The sequence below is a fragment of the Bacillus sp. FSL K6-1338 genome, assembly GCF_038006965.1.
Taxonomy (GTDB): Bacteria; Bacillota; Bacilli; order Bacillales; family Bacillaceae_G; genus Bacillus_A; species Bacillus_A thuringiensis_S.
Genome location: NZ_JBBOWI010000001.1, coordinates 224,063 through 242,500 on the forward strand (window position 1 = coordinate 224,063; position 18,438 = coordinate 242,500).

Genomic DNA, 18,438 nt, shown 5'->3' on the forward strand with positions numbered 1-18,438 from the left:
GAGGAATCAGGATGAAATTTGTTACATTTCGTCTTCCTTCAAAAGAAATACGGGCTGGATGGCTTGAAGGTGACAAAGTAATAGATATGAATCTTGCTAGTGAAGGGAGAATCCCTTCTTCTATGATGGCTTTTTTAGAGAAAGCTGATGAGTATGTAGAAGTAGTGAGGAATGTTAAGAATCCAAATAAGGGTATATATGCTTTAGAAGAAGTACAATTGACAGCTGCTCTTCCTAATCCGAGTAGTATTCGAGATTTTTACGCATTTGAACAACATGTAAAAACAGCTCGCGGACGAAGAGGACTAGATGTTGTGCCTGAATGGTATGATATTCCGGTCTTTTATTTTACTAATCATCGTGCTGTAATTGGTTCCGGTGATTTTGTAATTGGTCCGAAAAAGTCTAAAAAGCTTGATTACGAGTTGGAGATCGCTTGCGTAATAGGAAAAGAAGGGCGAAATATTTCTCGTGAGCAAGCAGAGGAATATATTTTTGGTTATTGTATTATGAACGACTGGAGTGCGAGAGACTTACAAGCAACAGAAATGAAAGTAGGTCTCGGTCCAGCGAAAGGAAAGGACTTTGCAACTTCGTTAGGAGCACATCTTGTTACGAAAGAGGAATTAGATGTTTATCGTAATGGTGATCGATATGATTTAGAAATGACTGCTCATGTAAATGGAAAACTATTATCAAAGGGAAACTTCCAAGATATTTACTATACATTTGCTGAAATGATTGAACGTGCTTCAGAGGACGTTACGTTATATCCAGGAGATGTGATTGGTTCTGGGACAGTAGGAACAGGCTGTATTTTAGAACTTGGTACAGAAGAGTGGCTACAAGATGGAGATGTTGTAGAGCTGTCGATTACTGGTTTAGGTACACTACGTAATACGATCAAAAAAGAAAAGGAAGCGAGTGATGGGCATGTTTTATCGTCACATGGGAGAACTACCTCATAAACGACATGTACAATTTCGTAAAAAAGATGGATCGCTTTATCGTGAACAGGTAATGGGAACAAAAGGTTTTTCTGGTACACAGTCTATTTTGTATCATCACTATATGCCAACAGAAGTAGGTCATTCTGCATTATCGCATTCTTGTCAGTTGCAGTATGAAGAGGATGTTGCTCTTTCTCATCGCCACTTCCGAACGAAAGAAAATAAAAAAAGTGGTGATGCAATAAGTGGACGAAATTTCATACTTGGAAATGAAGATTTGTTAATTGGAGTAGTGAGCCCAACAGAAAAAATGGATTATTTCTATCGTAATGGTGATGGCGATGAAATGTTATTTGTTCATTATGGAACAGGGAAAATTGAAACGATGTTTGGAACGATTCACTATAGAAAAGGCGACTATGTAACGATCCCAATTGGAACGATTTATCGTGTTATTCCAGATGAAGGAGAGACTAAGTTTCTTGTTGTAGAGGCGAATAGCCAAATTACAACGCCGCGTCGTTATCGAAATGAATACGGACAATTGTTAGAGCATAGTCCGTTTTGTGAAAGAGATCTTCGTGGTCCAGAAAAATTAGAGACCTATGATGAAAAAGGCGATTTTGTCGTAATGACAAAATCAAGAGGTTATATGCACAAACATGTTTTAGGACACCACCCGTTAGATGTTGTTGGATGGGATGGCTATTTGTATCCGTGGGTATTTAATGTAGAGGATTTTGAACCAATTACAGGGCGCATTCATCAGCCGCCGCCAGTACATCAAACATTTGAAGGGCATAATTTTGTTATTTGCTCTTTCGTACCACGTTTATACGATTATCATCCAGAGTCAATTCCGGCACCATATTATCATAGTAATGTTAATAGTGATGAAGTTCTTTACTATGTAGAAGGAAACTTTATGAGTCGCAAAGGTGTGGAAGAAGGTTCTATTACACTTCATCCGAGCGGGATTCCCCATGGGCCGCATCCGGGGAAAACAGAGGCAAGTATAGGGAAGAAAGAGACACTTGAATTAGCTGTTATGATAGACACATTCCGTCCGCTTCGTATTGTAAAACAAGCACATGAAACAGAAGATGAAAAGTATATGTATAGCTGGATTGAACAAGGTTCATATACTGTGAAATAAGTAAAAAAAGCATGCTCTCAATAAGGGAGCATGCCTTTTTTTGTGGAATCGACATGTATAATAATACCAAAAAGAGTTGTCGAAAGATATATAGAAAGAATGATAAGGATAGTGCATATTCAGAAGAATTTCTACTTGTTTCGACAAAAGTATTGACTAGGAAAAGCGTAATGAGTAAAATAAAAAAGCGAATTAAAAATTTTCAGAAAATTTAAAACTTGGAGGAGTGAAAGATGAAGCAAATTTTTCAAAAGAAGCCAATTGCAAAGTTAATGCAAGAAAGTAAGCAAAAAACGTTAGCAAGAACATTGGGCGCGCTAGATTTAACTATGCTTGGAATCGGAGCAATTGTTGGAACTGGTATTTTTGTTCTAACGGGTGTTGTGGCAGCGAAACATTCTGGGCCAGCTATTATATTATCGTTTGCGATTGCCGCGCTAGCTTGTGCCTTTGCTGCATTTTGTTATGCTGAATTTGCTTCTTCAGTTCCTGTATCGGGCAGTGTGTATACGTATACATACGCGACGATGGGAGAAGTATTCGCATTTTTAATTGGCTGGGATCTAATGCTTGAATATTTACTTGCTACATCTGCTGTAGCAAACGGTTGGTCTGCATATTTTCAATCTTTATTAAAGGGGTTTGGAATTCACATTCCGACTATTCTCTCCTCGGCTCCTGGTACAGGAAAGGGTGGAATAATTGATCTACCTGCAGTTCTAATTATTTTAGTGATGACAGTTCTTTTATCTAGGGGTGTTCGTGAAAGTGCACGAGTAAATAACATTATGGTATTTATTAAAATAGCAGTTGTTCTTATTTTTATCTTTGCTGGTTTTAATTATGTGAAACCTGAAAACTGGACGCCTTTTATGCCGTTTGGTTTAGATGGTGTAATGGCTGGAGCGGCTACAGTATTCTTCGCATTTATAGGATTTGATGCAGTTTCAACAGCGGCAGAAGAAGTGAAACGTCCGCAACGTGATTTACCAATTGGTATTATTGCATCGTTATTAATTTGTACAGTTCTTTATATCGTTGTTTCGCTTATTTTGACAGGAATTGTTCCATACGGACAGTTAAATATATCAGATCCAGTTGCTTTTGCACTTCAATTTATTGGACAAGATGGCTTAGCTGGAGTAATTTCAGTAGGAGCAATTACAGGAATTACAACAGTAATGCTAGTTATGATGTATGGACAAGTTCGTGTTTCTTATGCGATGAGCCGAGATGGTTTACTGCCGAAGCGTCTTGCTAAAGTTCATCCGAAATTTAAAACGCCATTTTTAAATACATGGACAACGGGAATTATTGCGGCACTGATTTCAGGATTAATAGATTTAAATGTTTTAGCACATCTTGTAAACATGGGGACATTGTCAGCATTTGCACTCGTAGCTGTTGCGGTAATTGTAATGAGAAGAACCCATCCAGACTTACCAAGGGCATTTAAGGCTCCGCTTGTACCATTTTTACCAGCATTAACAGTGATTTTCTGTTTATACTTAATGCTTCAATTATCGGGGACAGCATGGATTAGTTTTGGGATATGGATGGTTATTGGTATAGCGGTTTACTTCTTATATAGCCGAAAACATAGTGCTTTAAATAATAGTAAAAAAGAAGAAGATGTTGCGAATTTATAAGCGAAAAAAATCCATTCTAATTCTGTTAGAATGGATTTTTATATTTGAAAATTTACATTTTTCTGAACTTATTATAAGATAATTGTTGGCTAACTAAAGGGGTGAAATGATGAAAAATACGTGGCGTGAGTTAAGGGAGATGGACCGTAACGTATGGATTCGATTTATTGGAGAGACGTTAAATGGAATTGCAATGATGATGTTAATGCCTTTTTTTGCATTATATTTAAAAGATAAGGTAGATTCGTTGTTGGAAGTTGGGGTTATTATGGCGCTTTCTCCAATTGCTGCAAGCTTTGGATCACTTATAGGAGGAAGAATTGCTGACATATATGGAAGAAAACCGATTATGATATTTTCTATGGCAAGTAATGCATTATTAATGCTCGGTTTTCTATTTATAGAAGGGTTTATTCCATATGCAATTTTATCTATTTTTTTAGGGTTGAGTAATTCTTTATTTCACCCAGCTGCATCAGCTATGGTCGCAGATGTAACGGCACCAGAAAAAAGAACAGAGGCATATGGTTTATTACGAATGGGACACAATATAGGTGCTGCGATTGGTCCGATAATGGGAGCATCAGTAGTTGTGTTGTCAAAGAATCTTGTGTTTATTATTGCCTCTTCTACAATGCTATTTTATGCGTTACTTGTATTACTTCTTATTCAAGAGACGATGCCAAAGAGGATAGATAAGGAAGAACATAAAGAAAAGGAATCTGGGGCAGTTTGGAAAATTGTAATGCGAGATAAGGCATTAATGATTTACTTATTAGCAGGTATTATCATTTCGATGGGTTTTTCTCAAACCGAAGGCATGTTGCCACTACATTTTGATAATGAAATGAAGCGTATTTTTGGAACGAATAATCCATATCCATATTTAATGGCGTTAAACGGACTATTAGTTGTTTTATTCCAATTTCAAATTTCAAAATGGGCTACGGATAAACCAGTCGGGAAGACGATGTTATATGGTGCATGTTTGTTCGGGATTGGATTATTTTTTATAGGGTGGTTACCGAAGTGGTTTGGAGAGTTTAATACAAATGCTACAGTTATTTTAATAACACTACTGTTCGTTTATGCTATATATACGTTAGGTGAGATGATTATGTCGCCTGTACAGATGACATTTGTAGCAAATTTGGCCCCTGAGCATTTGAGAGGGACTTATATGGGCGCTGCAAGTTTGCAGTGGATTACAGGAAGCGCATTTGGTCCACTTTTGGGGGGTTTTTTATTAGATCGATTACTTGGCCACTTTCTATTTACAATTTTAGCTGTAGGATGTGTAGTTGCAGGTATTGTATATATTTCTTTAGATCGCCTTGTTGAGCAAAGGCAAAAAGATACACTAACCAAACAATCTTCTTAGTAAATAGGTGACATACACAAAAAAGGGGATTTCTACATATTTTAGGTACATAACTAGATAGGATTACCATTTCATTTTAAAATTTACCTTTGTATAGTAGTGGAATAGAAAAAGTGTAGAAAACCAATAAGTGGTGTCATTTAATTATTTGTGGAAGTTACATTTTATTTCAAATAGGAACTACCTATTTTTATAAAAAGTGCTAAAATAGAAAAATGAAAACAATTGGTTAGGGTGATTTCAGTGACAAAAATTAAATTAGGTTTATTATATGGTGGAAAATCAGCTGAGCATCAAGTTTCGTTACAGACGGCTCTTGCTGCTATTAAAGCGTTAAATCAAGATAAATTCGAGATTCATCCAATTTATATTACAGAACAAGGTCAATGGGTACGTGGTGAGCGTATTGAAGGCGAAGTAACAGATGTTGAAGCTTTAAAAATGAGTAGTGCAGAAAATGCGATTTCTCCGTTATCATTAAGTACAGAGATTATTCCATCTGCAGCTTCTGAGGAAAACGCTATTGACGTTATTTTCCCATTACTACATGGACCAAACGGTGAAGATGGAACGGTTCAAGGACTATTAGAATTGATGAATATTCCTTATGTAGGAAATGGTGTTCTAGCATCATCTGCTGGTATGGATAAAGTTGTTATGAAAAACATCTTTGCAGAGGCTGGTTTAAAACAAGCAAAATATGCGTCTTTCATTCGCAGTGCATGGGAAAAAAATCGTGAGGAAGCTTATTCTAAAGTAGAAGATAAGTTAGGATATCCTTGTTTCGTAAAACCAGCAAACCTTGGTTCAAGTGTTGGTATTAATAAGTGTAAAAATCGTGAAGAACTTGAGAATGCATTTGTAGAGGCATTCCAATTTGATCGCAAAATTATTGTAGAAGAAAATATTGTAGGTCGTGAAGTGGAAGTGGGGGTACTAGGTAATGATGAGCCGAAATGTTCAGTTGTAGGTGAAATCGTTCCGAAAAAGGACTTCTATGATTATAAGTCGAAATATATCGATGGTGATACGGCGTTAATTATTCCAGCTGAAATGACAGAAGAAGAATCTGATGTGATTAAGCGTGATGCAATTATTGCGTTCCAATCATTAGATGGTGCAGGCTTAACGCGAGCTGATTTCTTCTTAACGAAAGACGGAGAAGTGTATATTAACGAAGTAAACACTATGCCAGGATTTACACCGTTTAGTATGTTCCCTCTATTATGGCAACATACTGGGTTACCGTATCCAGAGTTAATCGAAGAGCTAATTCGTTTAGCGATTGAACGTCACGAAGAAAAACAAAAAATTAAATATACAATCTAACAAAAAAAGGAGGAAGCACTATTCGTAGGAATAGTGCTTCCTCTATGTAAGGAGCGTTTCTATATGATAAAGCGAATGTTAAAGCAAGTAGAACAGATGGTAAATGGTACTGGATTAGCAGAGCAATATGAGGGAACTATTATTCAAGGCGTGTCTATTGATACGAGAAAAATTGAAAAAGGAAACTTATATGTTCCGATTCAAGGGGAGCGTTTCGATGGACATGCTTTTGTAGATAAAGCAGTTGAAAATGGAGCTGTAGCTACATTATGGATGAAAGATGTAGCAAATCCACCCGAGAATCTTCCGGTTATTTTTGTAGAAGATACGCTATCTGCACTGCAAATGTTAGCGAAAAACTATCGCGATCAATTGGATGTTAAAGTTGTTGGTGTGACAGGTAGTAACGGTAAAACATCCACGAAAGATATTGTGACAAGTATTCTCGCGACTAAGTTCAAAGTTCAAAAAACAGAAGGGAATTTCAATAACCATATTGGGTTACCTCTCACTATTTTAAACTTAGAAGAAAATACAGAAGTAGCTGTATTAGAAATGGGTATGTCAAGCCGAGGAGAGATTGAATTTTTATCTAAGTTAGCTCGTCCTAATGCAGCTATCATTACGAATATTGGTGAGGCACATTTAATGGATTTAGGATCTCGTGAGGCAATTGCTGAAGCGAAATTAGAAATTGTTACAGGGTTACAAGAAGGTGGCGTGTTCGTATATAATGGAGATGAGCCGTTATTAACGAATCGTGTTCCTGAAATGAATTTAGCAGCAGAAACAGTTACGTTTGGTGATGCAAGAGCCAACGATTACTATCCAACGACTGTAACATTACAGGCAACTGGGACACATTTTAAAATGAATAGAGATGAAAATATTTCATTCTACCTACCGGTGTTAGGAAAACATAATGTGTACAATACACTTGCTTCAATGGCAATTGCGACACATTTTGGGGTGACGTGGGAAGAAATGAAACAAGGTTTAGTAACACTTCAAATGACGGGCATGCGTATGGAGATTGTAAAAACGGATAGTGGATTAACAATTATCAACGATGCTTATAATGCAAGTCCGACGGCTATGGAGGCAGCATTCCATTTAATGAATGGTTTAGATGGATTTACTAAAAAAATCGTTGTGCTCGGTGATATGTTAGAACTTGGAAATCAAGAAGTGCAGTTCCATTATGAGGTAGGTAAATTAATCGATCCTGCAAAAATCGCACATGTATTCACATACGGTAGATTAGGAGCTCAAATTGCTGAAGGAGCGAAAATTAATTTCCCTAATGAACGTGTAAAGGCGTATGATAATAAAGAAGAGTTAGTAAGAGATTTAGAAGCAGTAGTCGATGCGAAAGATGTCGTATTAATAAAAGCATCTCGCGGTATGAAATTAGAAGAAGTAATTACGATGTTGAAATAATTGGTGTATATAAATAGGGATGATAGTCACGAAAATAGAAGAAACTTATAATAAGCGCTTACAGTAAATGATAAAAAAATAAAAGTAAAGAAAAAGGCCCTTAATATAAAATAAGGTAACAGTTGGGTTTGCTTTTTACACATACAAAACTTATAATTGATAAAGTGTAATAACGTTTAGAAGTATTTTCGTGAAGAATATACGCCCGGTTATATACGTGAGCATTCAGGAAAAGGGCTTTTCCGCAAATTCGGAAAACGCCTTTTTTTAAATGATAAGTATAGGATAGAAAAGGAGAAGTAACATTGACAACATTTCGAGAATTAGGATTAAGTGAGTCTTTACTGCAATCGGTTGAAAGTATGGGCTTTGAAGAGGCTACGCCGATTCAAGCTGAAACAATTCCACATGCATTGCAAGGTAAGGATATTATTGGGCAAGCGCAAACAGGTACAGGGAAAACAGCAGCATTCGGATTACCACTATTAGATAAAGTGGATACAAATAAAGAAGCAGTTCAAGGTATTGTTATCGCGCCAACGCGTGAATTAGCAATTCAAGTTGGAGAAGAGCTATACAAAATTGGTAAACATAAACGTGTTCGTATTCTACCAATTTATGGTGGTCAAGATATTAACCGCCAAATTCGTGCTCTAAAAAAACACCCACACATTATTGTTGGTACGCCGGGTCGTATTTTAGATCATATTAACCGTAAAACACTTCGCTTACAAAACGTAGAGACTGTTGTTCTTGATGAAGCGGATGAAATGTTAAACATGGGCTTCATTGAAGATATTGAAGCGATTTTAACAGATGTGCCAGAAACACATCAAACATTATTATTCTCAGCGACAATGCCAGATCCAATCCGTCGTATTGCTGAGCGTTTCATGACTGAGCCTCAACACATTAAAGTAAAAGCAAAAGAAGTAACAATGCCAAACATTCAGCAGTTCTATTTAGAAGTGCAAGAAAAGAAAAAGTTTGACGTGTTAACACGCTTACTAGATATTCAATCTCCAGAGCTTGCGATCGTATTCGGTCGTACAAAGCGTCGTGTTGATGAATTATCAGAAGCATTAAACTTACGTGGTTATGCAGCAGAAGGTATTCATGGTGACTTAACACAGGCGAAACGTATGTCTGTATTACGTAAATTTAAAGAAGGTGCTATTGAAGTTCTTGTTGCAACAGATGTTGCTGCACGTGGTCTTGATATTTCAGGCGTAACACACGTATACAACTTCGATATCCCACAAGATCCAGAATCATACGTTCACCGTATCGGTCGTACTGGCCGTGCAGGTAAAAAAGGTATTGCAATGTTATTTGTAACACCACGTGAATCAGGACAATTAAAAAATATCGAGCGTACAACAAAACGTAAAGTTGATCGCATGGAAGCACCGACACTTGATGAGGCATTAGAAGGTCAACAACGTTTAATCGCTGAAAAACTTCAAAGCACGATTCAAAATGAGAACTTATCATACTACAAGCGTATTGCAGAAGAAATGTTAGAAGAGAATGACTCTGTAACAGTAGTAGCTGCTGCTTTAAAAATGATGACTAAAGAGCCGGATACAACTCCGATTGCTTTAACATCAGAACCACCAGTTGTTTCAAGAGGTGGCGGTTCTAAAAAACGTGGCGGTAACGGAGGCGGATACCGTGATGGTAACCGTAATCGTAGTCGTGATGGACGCGGTGGTGGCGATGGTCGTAACCGTGATGGACGTAATCGTGACGGAAACCGTGATCGCAATCGTGATGGAAACCGTGATCGTAATCGTGATGGTGGTAGTCGTGGTCGTAGAGGTGAAGGTCAAGGTCGCCCAGGATCTTCAAATGGACGCGGCGAAAGAAAACATCATAGCCGTCCACAAGCTTAATAAAAAAAGAGAATGCCCTTTGCGGGCATTCTCTTTTTTTATTTCTGTAATTGTGCATACTACATAGTAGTTATGATAGAAAAGGGGCTGTTATATGCTTGTAAGGCTTGGTTACGTTGCGATGAGTGTGCATTTGAAGAATGCATCCCCATCTCAAACGATGACGTACGCACAGTTTCAGAAAATAGATGATCGTGATGCTGCAATTCGTAAACTTGAAAGAATTGCTAATTCCAATTTGGAAAATTGTTTGCGTTTATTAAAGCATAATAAGGGACATGACATATCTTTCTTTCGGCTTAGTTCTAAGCTCATTCCTTTAGCGAATCATGAGGAATTGTTAGAGTGGAACTATATTCGTCCTTTAAAAGAAAAATTGAAAGAATTAGGTGAATATGCAATTCATATGAATATGCGAATTGATTTTCATCCAGATCATTTTGTTGTACTAAATTCACCTGAGGAGAGTGTTTTCAAACAATCTGTAAAGACATTGCAGATGCACAAAAAATTATTAAAAGGCATGGGGATTGAACATAAGCAACGATGTGTACTACATGTTGGAGGAGGGTATAAAGATAAAGAACTTGCATTAGAGCGTTTTATAGAGAATTGGTCTAATGTCCCAAGGGGTATTCAAGAAATGATTATATTAGAAAATGATGATACAACTTTTACGTTAGAGGAAACATTATATTTAGGAGAAAAATTAGATATTCCCGTCGTGTTTGATTTGCATCACCATATGATGAATAATGAGCAAGAAGATTGGTATGAAGATTGGGCACGTGTTGTTCATACGTGGGAAACATCTTTGTTGCCAGTTAAAATGCATATCTCTAGCCCTAGAGAGGGAAAAGATCCAAGAGCTCATGCAGATTATATTAATGTAGACGCATTTTTATCTTTTTTAAGAAGGATAAAGGGAAGTGTTCCGCAAATTGATTGTATGATTGAGGCGAAGATGAAGGATGAGTCTTTATTTCAATTAATGAGGGATTTAAGCGAACAGGTAGATGTAGAAATTATCGATGGTGCAAGCTTTTATATTAAATAAGCTTTGCACCATCGTTTTTTTTGGTTAAAAAAGGAGTTAAAATGCCGCCGGTTATTAAACCTGTTAAATGACTGATCGGATTGGCGGAAGGGTTAAAGAAAGTAAATAGCAGTAATAGAAGTATCATAATTGAGAAAATGGCAATTTCTTTTGGTTGTGAAGAGCGGTAACGATTGTACAATAAAAATAATTGTGCGCCTAATAGTCCGAAAATCCCACCTGATGCACCTGCGTGAATATATTCAGGTGGCATAATAATATAAGAAGAAATATTTCCAGAAATTCCAGAAATAAAAAATAGAATAAAAAAAGAAAAGTGTCCGAGTTGCTTTTCGATAGAAGAACCAAGTGCAAACAAAAAAATACTATTAGAAAGAAAATGTTGTAAGTCTACGTGTACCAGAAGGGAAGTTATGACACGCCACCATTCTCCTTTAGCGATATATTCATTAGAGGCTGCCAGTGGGAAGAGGAAAAAGTCGCCTAATATCATCAGGACTAAGTGAATAAGAAGTAAGGTGAGAATAGTCGATTGTAAAGAAATCTGAGTGGATCTTATTAGCATACGGTTACTATCCCCCCTTTTGCATCAGAAAGATTCTCTGTTATTCTTATCAATATGAAAGAAGAAAGTTAAATAGAAGAAGGGGATTTTGAAATGATTATAGGGATTGGAATCGATATTATTGAATTAAATCGTATTGAAAAAATGCTAGATGGAAAGCTTAAATTTATGGAACGTATTTTAACGGAAAATGAACGTAATGTTGCTATGGAGCTGAAAGGAAGTCGCCTTACAGAGTTTGTAGCTGGAAGATTTGCAGCGAAAGAGGCATATTCAAAAGCTGTAGGTACTGGTATCGGGAAAGAAGTGAGCTTTTTAGATGTTGAAGTGAAAAATGATGAAAGAGGTAAGCCGATTCTGATTACAAGTACAGAGTATGTTGTTCATTTATCAATTAGTCATAGTAAGGAATTTGCTGTTGCTCAAGTTGTTTTAGAAAGCTCGTCACGCTAGTCTGCATATTTTATATCTTTGTCTCATATATTTGAGGTAGCGATAAGGAAGGTACATCTTCCATTCATTTATAGGGGCAAAGGGGCTGAAGTGATGAAAAGGCGTCTGTTTTTAGTTCTTGTCGGTTTGTTGACCGTTTTTGTATTGGCGGGTTGTGTGGAAAAGAAACAAGATGATGTCGTGAAAGATTTAGAAGCGAAAGTAAAAGGGATGAAAAGTTATCAAGCTGAAGCGAAATTATCTATTAAAACAGGAAATGAGCCTCAGGAGTATAACGTAGAAATTTGGCATAAGGAACCGTCTTTTTATCGTGTGAATTTAAAGAATGCAAAAAAAGATCAGAGCCAAATCATTTTAAGAAATGAAGAAGGTGTATTTGTATTAACGCCAGCACTTAATAAGAGCTTCCGTTTTCAAAGTGATTGGCCGCAAAATAGCAGCCAGGCTTATTTATATGAATCACTTGTAAGAGATATTTTGCAGGATAAGAAAAACCTTACTTTCGAGAAAACAGATAAGTATTATATTTTTAAAACAAAAACAAACTATCAACATCAAAATATGTTGCCGAAACAAGAGATTACACTGAAGAAGAGCGATTTGACTCCAGTTTCAGTGAAGTTAATGGATAATGATCAAAATGTTCTTGTAAAAGTAGATTTCTCTAAGGTAAAATTCGATGCGAAATTTGATAAAGGTGCATTTGATACGAAACAAAATATGTCTAGAGCGCAGGTAGATGTTCAAACAACAGCGAAAGAAGACAAACCGTTTGCTACTTTGTATCCGCTTGATACACCACAAGGTATGACTCTGCAAGATGAAAAAGAGTTGAAGACAGACAGTGGCAAGCGTGCGATACTCACATACACTGGAAATAAGAAATCCTTTACTTTAATACAAGAAAAGGCAAAAGTTGCAGAGGCTTCATCAGCGGTAAGTGTAAGTGGAGAACCGGTTGATCTTGGGTTTACGATTGGTGCGTTGACGAAAGACTCTGTAACGTGGTCGCATAACGGAGTAGAATATATGCTCGTGTCTAAAGGTTTAGAGCCGAAGGAGCTGTTAATGGTTGCTCGTTCAGTTACAGCGAAGCAGGTGAAGTAAACTTCTTAGACGTGGTGATATATGTGCACCACGTCTTTTCTTAGTTTGAAGGTGGATTTCATAAAAGAAGCATATAAAAGAATAAGCTTCGCATATCGTGTATAAGGAAGTGTATTTATGGAAGAAGCACCATTTTATCGTGACACGTGGGTGGAAGTGGATTTAGATGCCATTTATAACAACGTTACACATATTAAAGAGTTCATCCCAAGTGATGTAGAGATTTTTGCTGTAGTTAAAGCGAACGCATATGGGCACGATTATGTACCGGTTGCTAAAACGGCATTAGAAGCGGGTGCAACAAGGTTAGCTGTTGCTTTTTTAGATGAAGCTCTAGTGCTTCGGAGGGCCGGTATTACTGTGCCGATTTTAGTGTTAGGTCCCTCGCCGCCGCGTGATGTAAATGTAGCTGCTGAAAATGATGTAGCGCTAACTGTTTTTCAAAAAGAATGGGTGGACGAAGCAATTAAACTTTGGGATGGTTCATCTGTAATGAAATTTCATATTAATTTTGATAGTGGTATGGGGAGAATTGGAATACGTGAAAGAAAAGAGCTGAAAGAATTTTTAAGGAGTTTAGAAGGTGCACCGTTTTTAGAGTTAGAAGGAGTATACACGCATTTTGCAACGGCAGATGAGGTTGAGACTTCGTATTTTGATAAGCAATATAACACGTTCTTAGAGCAGTTAAGTTGGTTGAAAGAATTCGGAGTGGATCCTAAGTTTGTCCATACAGCTAATAGTGCTGCCACGTTACGTTTTCAAGGGATTACATTTAATGCAGTGCGAATTGGGATTGCAATGTATGGATTATCTCCTTCTGTAGAAATACGTCCTTTTTTACCATTTGAATTAGAACCGGCGCTATCACTGCATACGAAAGTAGCTCATATTAAACAGGTGATTAAAGGTGATGGAATTAGTTATAACGTCACTTATCGAACGAAAACTGAAGAATGGATCGCGACTGTAGCGATTGGTTATGCAGATGGATGGCTTAGAAGATTACAAGGATTTGAAGTGCTTATAAATGGTAAAAGGGTACCGATTGTAGGGCGAGTAACAATGGATCAGTTCATGATTCATCTTCCTTGTGAAGTGCCGCTTGGTACGAAAGTTACGCTTATTGGAAGGCAGGGAGATGAGTATATTAGCGCTACAGAGGTTGCGGAATATTCAGGGACTATTAATTATGAAATTATTGCAACGATCAGTTTCCGTGTGCCAAGAATATTTATACGGAATGGTAAGGTTGTAGAGATAATTAATTACTTGAACAATATATAGAAGGTAGCATGATTGCTTCTTGTCATTGGAGTGACTGTTCATTGCTGGATAATAAGCTCTTTTTGATGAGAAGCTTTTTACTTATAATCATTTTTTATATAAGTTACACGTAAGTTTTGAAGAGGAGTTCTATTGTTTTTAGTTAGTTATGAGATAAAAAATTTAAGAAGATGAATGTTTTGTTTGTGAATTGGAAAACATAAGCAAGGAATAAGGAAGTCTTTGCAACAGGCTCCATACAATGGTATTATTACAATAGGTGTCATATATATATTTGGGTGTGTAGTTGACGGTGGAGGTGTATTTTTGTGTCCGAATCAAGTGTAACTACTGAAATCGTGGTTCGGTTGCCAAAGCAAATGGTAACGGAATTGGACGGAATTGGAAAACAAGAGAATAAGAATCGCCATGAACTAATTTGCCAGGCAACACAATTGTTATTGCGTCAACATAAGACGAAGAAACGCTACCAACATGAATCAATGCGACGTGGGTATATTGAAATGGGAAAAATTAATCTTGGTATTGCATCTGAAGCTTTCTTAGCGGAGTATGAAGCAGCTCATACAGTAGAACGCTTAGTTAGCGGGGGGTAATATTTTGATTGTAAAACGCGGCGACGTGTATTTTGCAGACCTTTCCCCAGTTGTTGGTTCTGAGCAAGGAGGCGTTCGTCCGGTTCTTGTCATTCAAAATGACATCGGAAATCGTTTTAGTCCAACGGTGATTGTAGCGGCTATTACTGCACAGATTCAAAAAGCGAAATTACCCACTCATGTGGAAATTGATGCGAAAAAGTATGGTTTTGAGAGAGATTCTGTTATTTTACTTGAGCAGATTCGAACAATCGATAAGCAACGCTTAACGGACAAAATCACTCATTTAGATGAAGTGATGATGAGTCGTGTAGATGAAGCGTTACAAATTAGTTTAGGACTAATAGATTTTTAAATCGGCAGTTTAAGTTGCTCTCTTTGAAGGGCAACTTTTTTTATTATAGAGGAGGTTACGGTTGTATATGGAAATGGTAGATAATCGACAAGCGTTAATGAAAATGTTAGTGAAAGAATTAGGCTTTAGCGAAAAGCAAGTTCGTCATGTTATTCAATTAACAGAAGAAGGTAACACAGTTCCATTTATTGCTCGTTACCGAAAAGAATGGACAGGCTCTTTAGATGAGGTGCAAATTCGTGCGATTTTAGAGAGATGGCAATATATGATGCAACTTGAAGATAGGAAGGAAGAAGTTATTCGTCTTATTGGTGAGAAGGGAAAACTGACAGGAGAGCTAAGGCTGCAAATTGTTAAAGCTACAAAGTTGCAGGAAGTAGAAGATTTATATCGTCCATATAAAGAGAAAAGAAGAACGAAAGCAACGATTGCAAAAGAAAAAGGGTTAGAACCGTTAGCTGAATGGTTATTGTTATATAAGAAAGAAGATCCGGCTAAAAAGGCAGTGGAATTTATTAATGCAGAGAAAGAAGTGCAATCTGCAGAAGAAGCTTTACAAGGTGCACAAGACATTATTGCAGAAATGATTTCAGATGAAGCTACGTATCGTAGTTGGATTCGAAATATTACTTTTAGAAAAGGTATTATGTCTTCGTCTGTAAAAGGTGAAGAAAAAGATGAAAAGAATATATATGAAATGTATTACAGTTATGAAGAACCATTGCAAAAAGTAGTACCACATCGTGTATTAGCAATGAATCGCGGTGAGAAAGAAGATATATTGAGAGTTTCTGTTGTCCCACCAGTAGATGAGATATTAAATTTCTTAAATAAGAAAGTAATTCGTGATAACGATTCTAAAAGTGCGCATTATGTACAATTAGCGATTGAAGATGGTTATAAACGATTAATTCAATCTTCAATTGAAAGAGAAATTCGTAAAGAATTAACAGAAACAGCTGAAGAACAAGCGATACATATTTTCTCTGAGAACTTACGTAACTTATTATTACAACCTCCGATGAAAGGGAAAGTCGTGCTAGCGGTAGACCCGGCATATAGAACTGGTTGTAAATTATCTGTAGTAGATGATACGGGGAAAGTACTACATATTGATGTTATTTATCCGCATCCGCCTGTTCGTAAATATGATGACGCAAAAACGAAAGTTCTTTCTATTATAGATAAATATCAAGTTGAAATGATTGCAATTGGTAATGGGACAGCATCTAGAGAAACAGAGGAATTTATAGTAGATGTATTGCAAAGTGTGAAACAGGAAGTCTTTTATATTATTGTAAATGAAGCGGGTGCTAGTGTATATTCAGCTTCTGATTTAGCTCGTGAAGAATTCCCAAATTTACAAGTTGAAGAGAGAAGTGCCGTTTCTATTGGAAGACGTCTGCAAGATCCACTGGCTGAACTTGTGAAAATTGATCCTAAATCAGTTGGGGTTGGACAATACCAACATGATGTATCTCAAAAGAGATTGAATGAGTCATTAACATTTGTAGTAGAGACAGCTGTTAACCAAGTTGGGGTTAATGTAAATACGGCTTCGGTTGCATTGTTACAATATGTTTCAGGTTTATCGAAAACTGTTGCGAAAAATATTGTGGCAAAGAGAGAAGAGGATGGGAAATTCACAAAGCGCACGGAATTAAAGAAAATCCCACGTTTAGGTGCAAAGACGTACGAACAATGTATAGGTTTCTTGCGTATATTAGAAGGAGCGAATCCATTAGATCGGACAGGTATTCATCCTGAACAATATAAAAATGTTGAATTGTTATTGAAGAGTTTAGGGTTATCGATAGATGACGTAGGACAACCGCAATTACAAAAGAGATTGGAAGAAGTAGAGATTTCTAAGTTGTCTCAAGAAACGGGAGTTGGGGAGCCGACGTTAGTTGATATTATAGATGCACTCATTAGTCCAGAACGAGATATGAGGGATGAGTTGCCTAAACCACTTCTGAAAAAAGGGATTTTGAAATTAGAAGATTTAAAACGTGGTATGGAACTAGAAGGAACAGTGCGTAACGTTGTTGATTTTGGTGCTTTTGTTGATGTTGGCGTAAAGCAAGATGGTTTAGTGCATATTTCTAAGCTTAGCAAACAGTTTGTAAAGCATCCGTTAGATGTTGTATCAGTAGGACGAATTGTAAAAGTATGGGTAGATGATATTGATACAAAAAAAGGACGCGTTGCACTATCTATGTTGCCGATTGAATAGTAAGGGAAGAGAGCAGATAAAACTGCTCTTTTTTTATAGAATAAAAAGTGTAATGGATCATGAGTTTTGATGTATTTTGCTATAATAAAACCAGCATTCATTTAGCAATTTAATTTGATACCGGTTTTTTTCGAAATATGCACGTTGCATCTGTTTTTTTAGCCACGTAGGCATAGGAATCCCTCCTTGTTTAATCCTACTCTCAAAAATCTAAAGTACTATTAATGAGAGGTTGGTGAGTGGATTTCTATTCATGTTGTGTTTTTAGAAACCACGCGTCTTGAATGAGGATGGGTATATGTACTATTTAATATATGTATAAGAAGCGTGAAAAGTGTAAAAATATTTTTTTGTTTAGGAGGAATGAGAATGGACGAGAAAGAAATTCAACGGCTAGTGGAAGAAGTATCGCTACAATACTTCGGAATGCCATTTTTACATAAAGTAAAGTTCAATAGTAGGTTGCGTACAACTGGCGGGCGTTATCTGTTGAAGAGTCACAATGTTGAACTGAATTATCGATATTACGAAATGTATGGTAAGGAGGAATTAATCGGAATCATCAAACATGAACTGTGTCATTATCACTTGCATATTACAGGAAGAGGGTATAAGCACAGGGACAGAGATTTTCGTGAGTTGTTAAAGAAAGTTGATGCACCTCGTTTTTGTAAACGAATGATTAATGAAGAGAAGGAAAAAAAGATTTATAAGTATGAATGTATGGAGTGTTTACTTCAATATGTAAGAAGGCGTCAAATAAATACAAAAAGATATGTCTGCGGAAAGTGTAAAGGGAAACTCAAACCGATATCGAAAACATCTTGACAGTAAAAACGCAATCCAGTATATTATAAACATGTCACGTTTGAACAAGATGTTGTTAAAAACTTCTTGACTTACAGAAAGAAATTTTATAAGATACAAATTGTCTTCATTATTCCGCAGTAGCTCAGTGGTAGAGCTATCGGCTGTTAACCGA

At 36.8% G+C, this 18,438-nt stretch carries 17 protein-coding genes and 1 tRNA gene (1 of these 18 running past the window's edge); 16 read left to right on the forward strand and 2 right to left on the reverse strand.

Annotated features, from left to right (window positions below):
• The first annotated feature begins 11 nt into the window (after positions 1–11).
• From NZ044_RS01295 to uvsE, 8 genes are all read left to right on the forward strand, one after another.
• Positions 12–968, forward strand: a complete 957-nt coding sequence (locus tag NZ044_RS01295) for a fumarylacetoacetate hydrolase family protein (RefSeq protein ID WP_000673996.1) — start codon at positions 12–14, stop codon at positions 966–968.
• Positions 934–2,106 carry a homogentisate 1,2-dioxygenase gene (locus NZ044_RS01300; protein ID WP_012614724.1) on the forward strand — a complete coding sequence of 391 codons (1,173 nt, stop codon included), beginning with the start codon at positions 934–936 and terminating at the stop codon, positions 2,104–2,106. The genes NZ044_RS01295 and NZ044_RS01300 overlap by 35 nt, the downstream gene beginning before the upstream one ends.
• Positions 2,107–2,339: 233 nt before the next feature.
• Positions 2,340–3,755: an amino acid permease gene (locus NZ044_RS01305; protein WP_000809361.1), complete on the forward strand. Its 1,416-nt coding sequence runs from the start codon at positions 2,340–2,342 to the stop codon at positions 3,753–3,755.
• 109 nt (positions 3,756–3,864) lie between these two features.
• A complete protein-coding gene (locus tag NZ044_RS01310; RefSeq protein ID WP_017762686.1) occupies positions 3,865–5,136 on the forward strand; it encodes an MDR family MFS transporter in 1,272 nt (423 codons plus the stop codon).
• A gap of 243 nt (positions 5,137–5,379) precedes the next feature.
• Complete coding sequence (locus NZ044_RS01315) at positions 5,380–6,465, forward strand: D-alanine--D-alanine ligase (protein WP_000161434.1); 1,086 nt, start codon at positions 5,380–5,382, stop codon at positions 6,463–6,465.
• A 63-nt stretch (positions 6,466–6,528) separates the two neighbouring features.
• The gene (gene murF, locus NZ044_RS01320; RefSeq protein WP_000595967.1) at positions 6,529–7,905 is read left to right on the forward strand and encodes a UDP-N-acetylmuramoyl-tripeptide--D-alanyl-D-alanine ligase; all 1,377 of its coding nucleotides are present in this window, start codon (positions 6,529–6,531) and stop codon (positions 7,903–7,905) included.
• 305 nt (positions 7,906–8,210) lie between these two features.
• Positions 8,211–9,800 carry a DEAD/DEAH box helicase gene (locus NZ044_RS01325; RefSeq protein ID WP_000206602.1) on the forward strand — a complete coding sequence of 530 codons (1,590 nt, stop codon included), beginning with the start codon at positions 8,211–8,213 and terminating at the stop codon, positions 9,798–9,800.
• Positions 9,801–9,894: 94 nt separating this feature from the next.
• Complete coding sequence (gene uvsE, locus NZ044_RS01330) at positions 9,895–10,857, forward strand: UV DNA damage repair endonuclease UvsE (RefSeq protein ID WP_000961146.1); 963 nt, start codon at positions 9,895–9,897, stop codon at positions 10,855–10,857.
• Here uvsE and NZ044_RS01335 read toward each other — a convergent pair.
• Complete coding sequence (locus NZ044_RS01335; RefSeq protein WP_000908529.1) at positions 10,850–11,422, reverse strand: rhomboid family intramembrane serine protease; 573 nt, start codon at positions 11,420–11,422, stop codon at positions 10,850–10,852. The genes uvsE and NZ044_RS01335 overlap by 8 nt on opposite strands.
• A gap of 93 nt (positions 11,423–11,515) precedes the next feature.
• Here NZ044_RS01335 and acpS point away from each other — a divergent pair, with 93 nt between their 5' ends.
• The 6 genes from acpS (at position 11,516) to NZ044_RS01365 (ending at position 17,456) form a co-directional block, all read left to right on the forward strand.
• Positions 11,516–11,875, forward strand: a complete 360-nt coding sequence (gene acpS, locus NZ044_RS01340; RefSeq protein WP_000583420.1) for a holo-ACP synthase — start codon at positions 11,516–11,518, stop codon at positions 11,873–11,875.
• A gap of 156 nt (positions 11,876–12,031) precedes the next feature.
• A complete protein-coding gene (locus NZ044_RS01345; RefSeq protein ID WP_002084009.1) occupies positions 12,032–12,982 on the forward strand; it encodes a LolA family protein in 951 nt (316 codons plus the stop codon).
• Between the two features lie 117 nt (positions 12,983–13,099).
• Positions 13,100–14,269 (forward strand): alanine racemase, encoded by a 1,170-nt coding sequence (alr, locus tag NZ044_RS01350; protein WP_000390595.1) that lies wholly within the window; start codon positions 13,100–13,102, stop codon positions 14,267–14,269.
• Positions 14,270–14,577: 308 nt separating this feature from the next.
• A complete protein-coding gene (locus NZ044_RS01355; protein ID WP_000004570.1) occupies positions 14,578–14,865 on the forward strand; it encodes an antitoxin EndoAI in 288 nt (95 codons plus the stop codon).
• A gap of 4 nt (positions 14,866–14,869) precedes the next feature.
• Positions 14,870–15,220: a type II toxin-antitoxin system endoribonuclease NdoA gene (gene ndoA, locus NZ044_RS01360; RefSeq protein ID WP_000635965.1), complete on the forward strand. Its 351-nt coding sequence runs from the start codon at positions 14,870–14,872 to the stop codon at positions 15,218–15,220.
• A gap of 67 nt (positions 15,221–15,287) precedes the next feature.
• Positions 15,288–17,456, forward strand: coding sequence for a Tex family protein (locus tag NZ044_RS01365; protein WP_000426210.1), 2,169 nt, complete (start codon positions 15,288–15,290; stop codon positions 17,454–17,456).
• Positions 17,457–17,513: 57 nt separating this feature from the next.
• Here NZ044_RS01365 and cmpA read toward each other — a convergent pair whose 3' ends face one another.
• Positions 17,514–17,630, reverse strand: coding sequence for a cortex morphogenetic protein CmpA (gene cmpA, locus NZ044_RS01370; RefSeq protein ID WP_001143640.1), 117 nt, complete (start codon positions 17,628–17,630; stop codon positions 17,514–17,516).
• Between the two features lie 195 nt (positions 17,631–17,825).
• Between cmpA and NZ044_RS01375 the strand changes: the two genes are divergently transcribed.
• Both NZ044_RS01375 and NZ044_RS01380 read left to right on the forward strand, forming a co-directional pair.
• Entirely contained in the window at positions 17,826–18,284 is a 459-nt protein-coding gene (locus NZ044_RS01375; protein ID WP_000343552.1) for a SprT family protein, read from the forward strand.
• A 113-nt stretch (positions 18,285–18,397) separates the two neighbouring features.
• A tRNA-Asn gene (locus tag NZ044_RS01380) sits at positions 18,398–18,438 on the forward strand; it runs 34 nt beyond the window's last position.

Bases quoted from the DNA above. Each gene is read 5' to 3' on its own strand.
- acpS (WP_000583420.1), top strand. From the start codon at position 11,516: ATGATTATAGGGATTGGAATCGATATTATTGAATTAAATCGTATTGAA.
- NZ044_RS01300 (WP_012614724.1), top strand. From the start codon at position 934: ATGTTTTATCGTCACATGGGAGAACTACCTCATAAACGACATGTACAA.
- uvsE (WP_000961146.1), top strand. From the start codon at position 9,895: ATGCTTGTAAGGCTTGGTTACGTTGCGATGAGTGTGCATTTGAAGAAT.
- NZ044_RS01335 (WP_000908529.1), bottom strand. From the start codon at position 11,422: ATGCTAATAAGATCCACTCAGATTTCTTTACAATCGACTATTCTCACC.
- NZ044_RS01295 (WP_000673996.1), top strand. From the start codon at position 12: ATGAAATTTGTTACATTTCGTCTTCCTTCAAAAGAAATACGGGCTGGA.
- murF (WP_000595967.1), top strand. From the start codon at position 6,529: ATGATAAAGCGAATGTTAAAGCAAGTAGAACAGATGGTAAATGGTACT.
- NZ044_RS01310 (WP_017762686.1), top strand. From the start codon at position 3,865: ATGAAAAATACGTGGCGTGAGTTAAGGGAGATGGACCGTAACGTATGG.
- cmpA (WP_001143640.1), bottom strand. From the start codon at position 17,630: ATGCCTACGTGGCTAAAAAAACAGATGCAACGTGCATATTTCGAAAAA.
- NZ044_RS01305 (WP_000809361.1), top strand. From the start codon at position 2,340: ATGAAGCAAATTTTTCAAAAGAAGCCAATTGCAAAGTTAATGCAAGAA.
- NZ044_RS01365 (WP_000426210.1), top strand. From the start codon at position 15,288: ATGGAAATGGTAGATAATCGACAAGCGTTAATGAAAATGTTAGTGAAA.
- alr (WP_000390595.1), top strand. From the start codon at position 13,100: ATGGAAGAAGCACCATTTTATCGTGACACGTGGGTGGAAGTGGATTTA.
- NZ044_RS01375 (WP_000343552.1), top strand. From the start codon at position 17,826: ATGGACGAGAAAGAAATTCAACGGCTAGTGGAAGAAGTATCGCTACAA.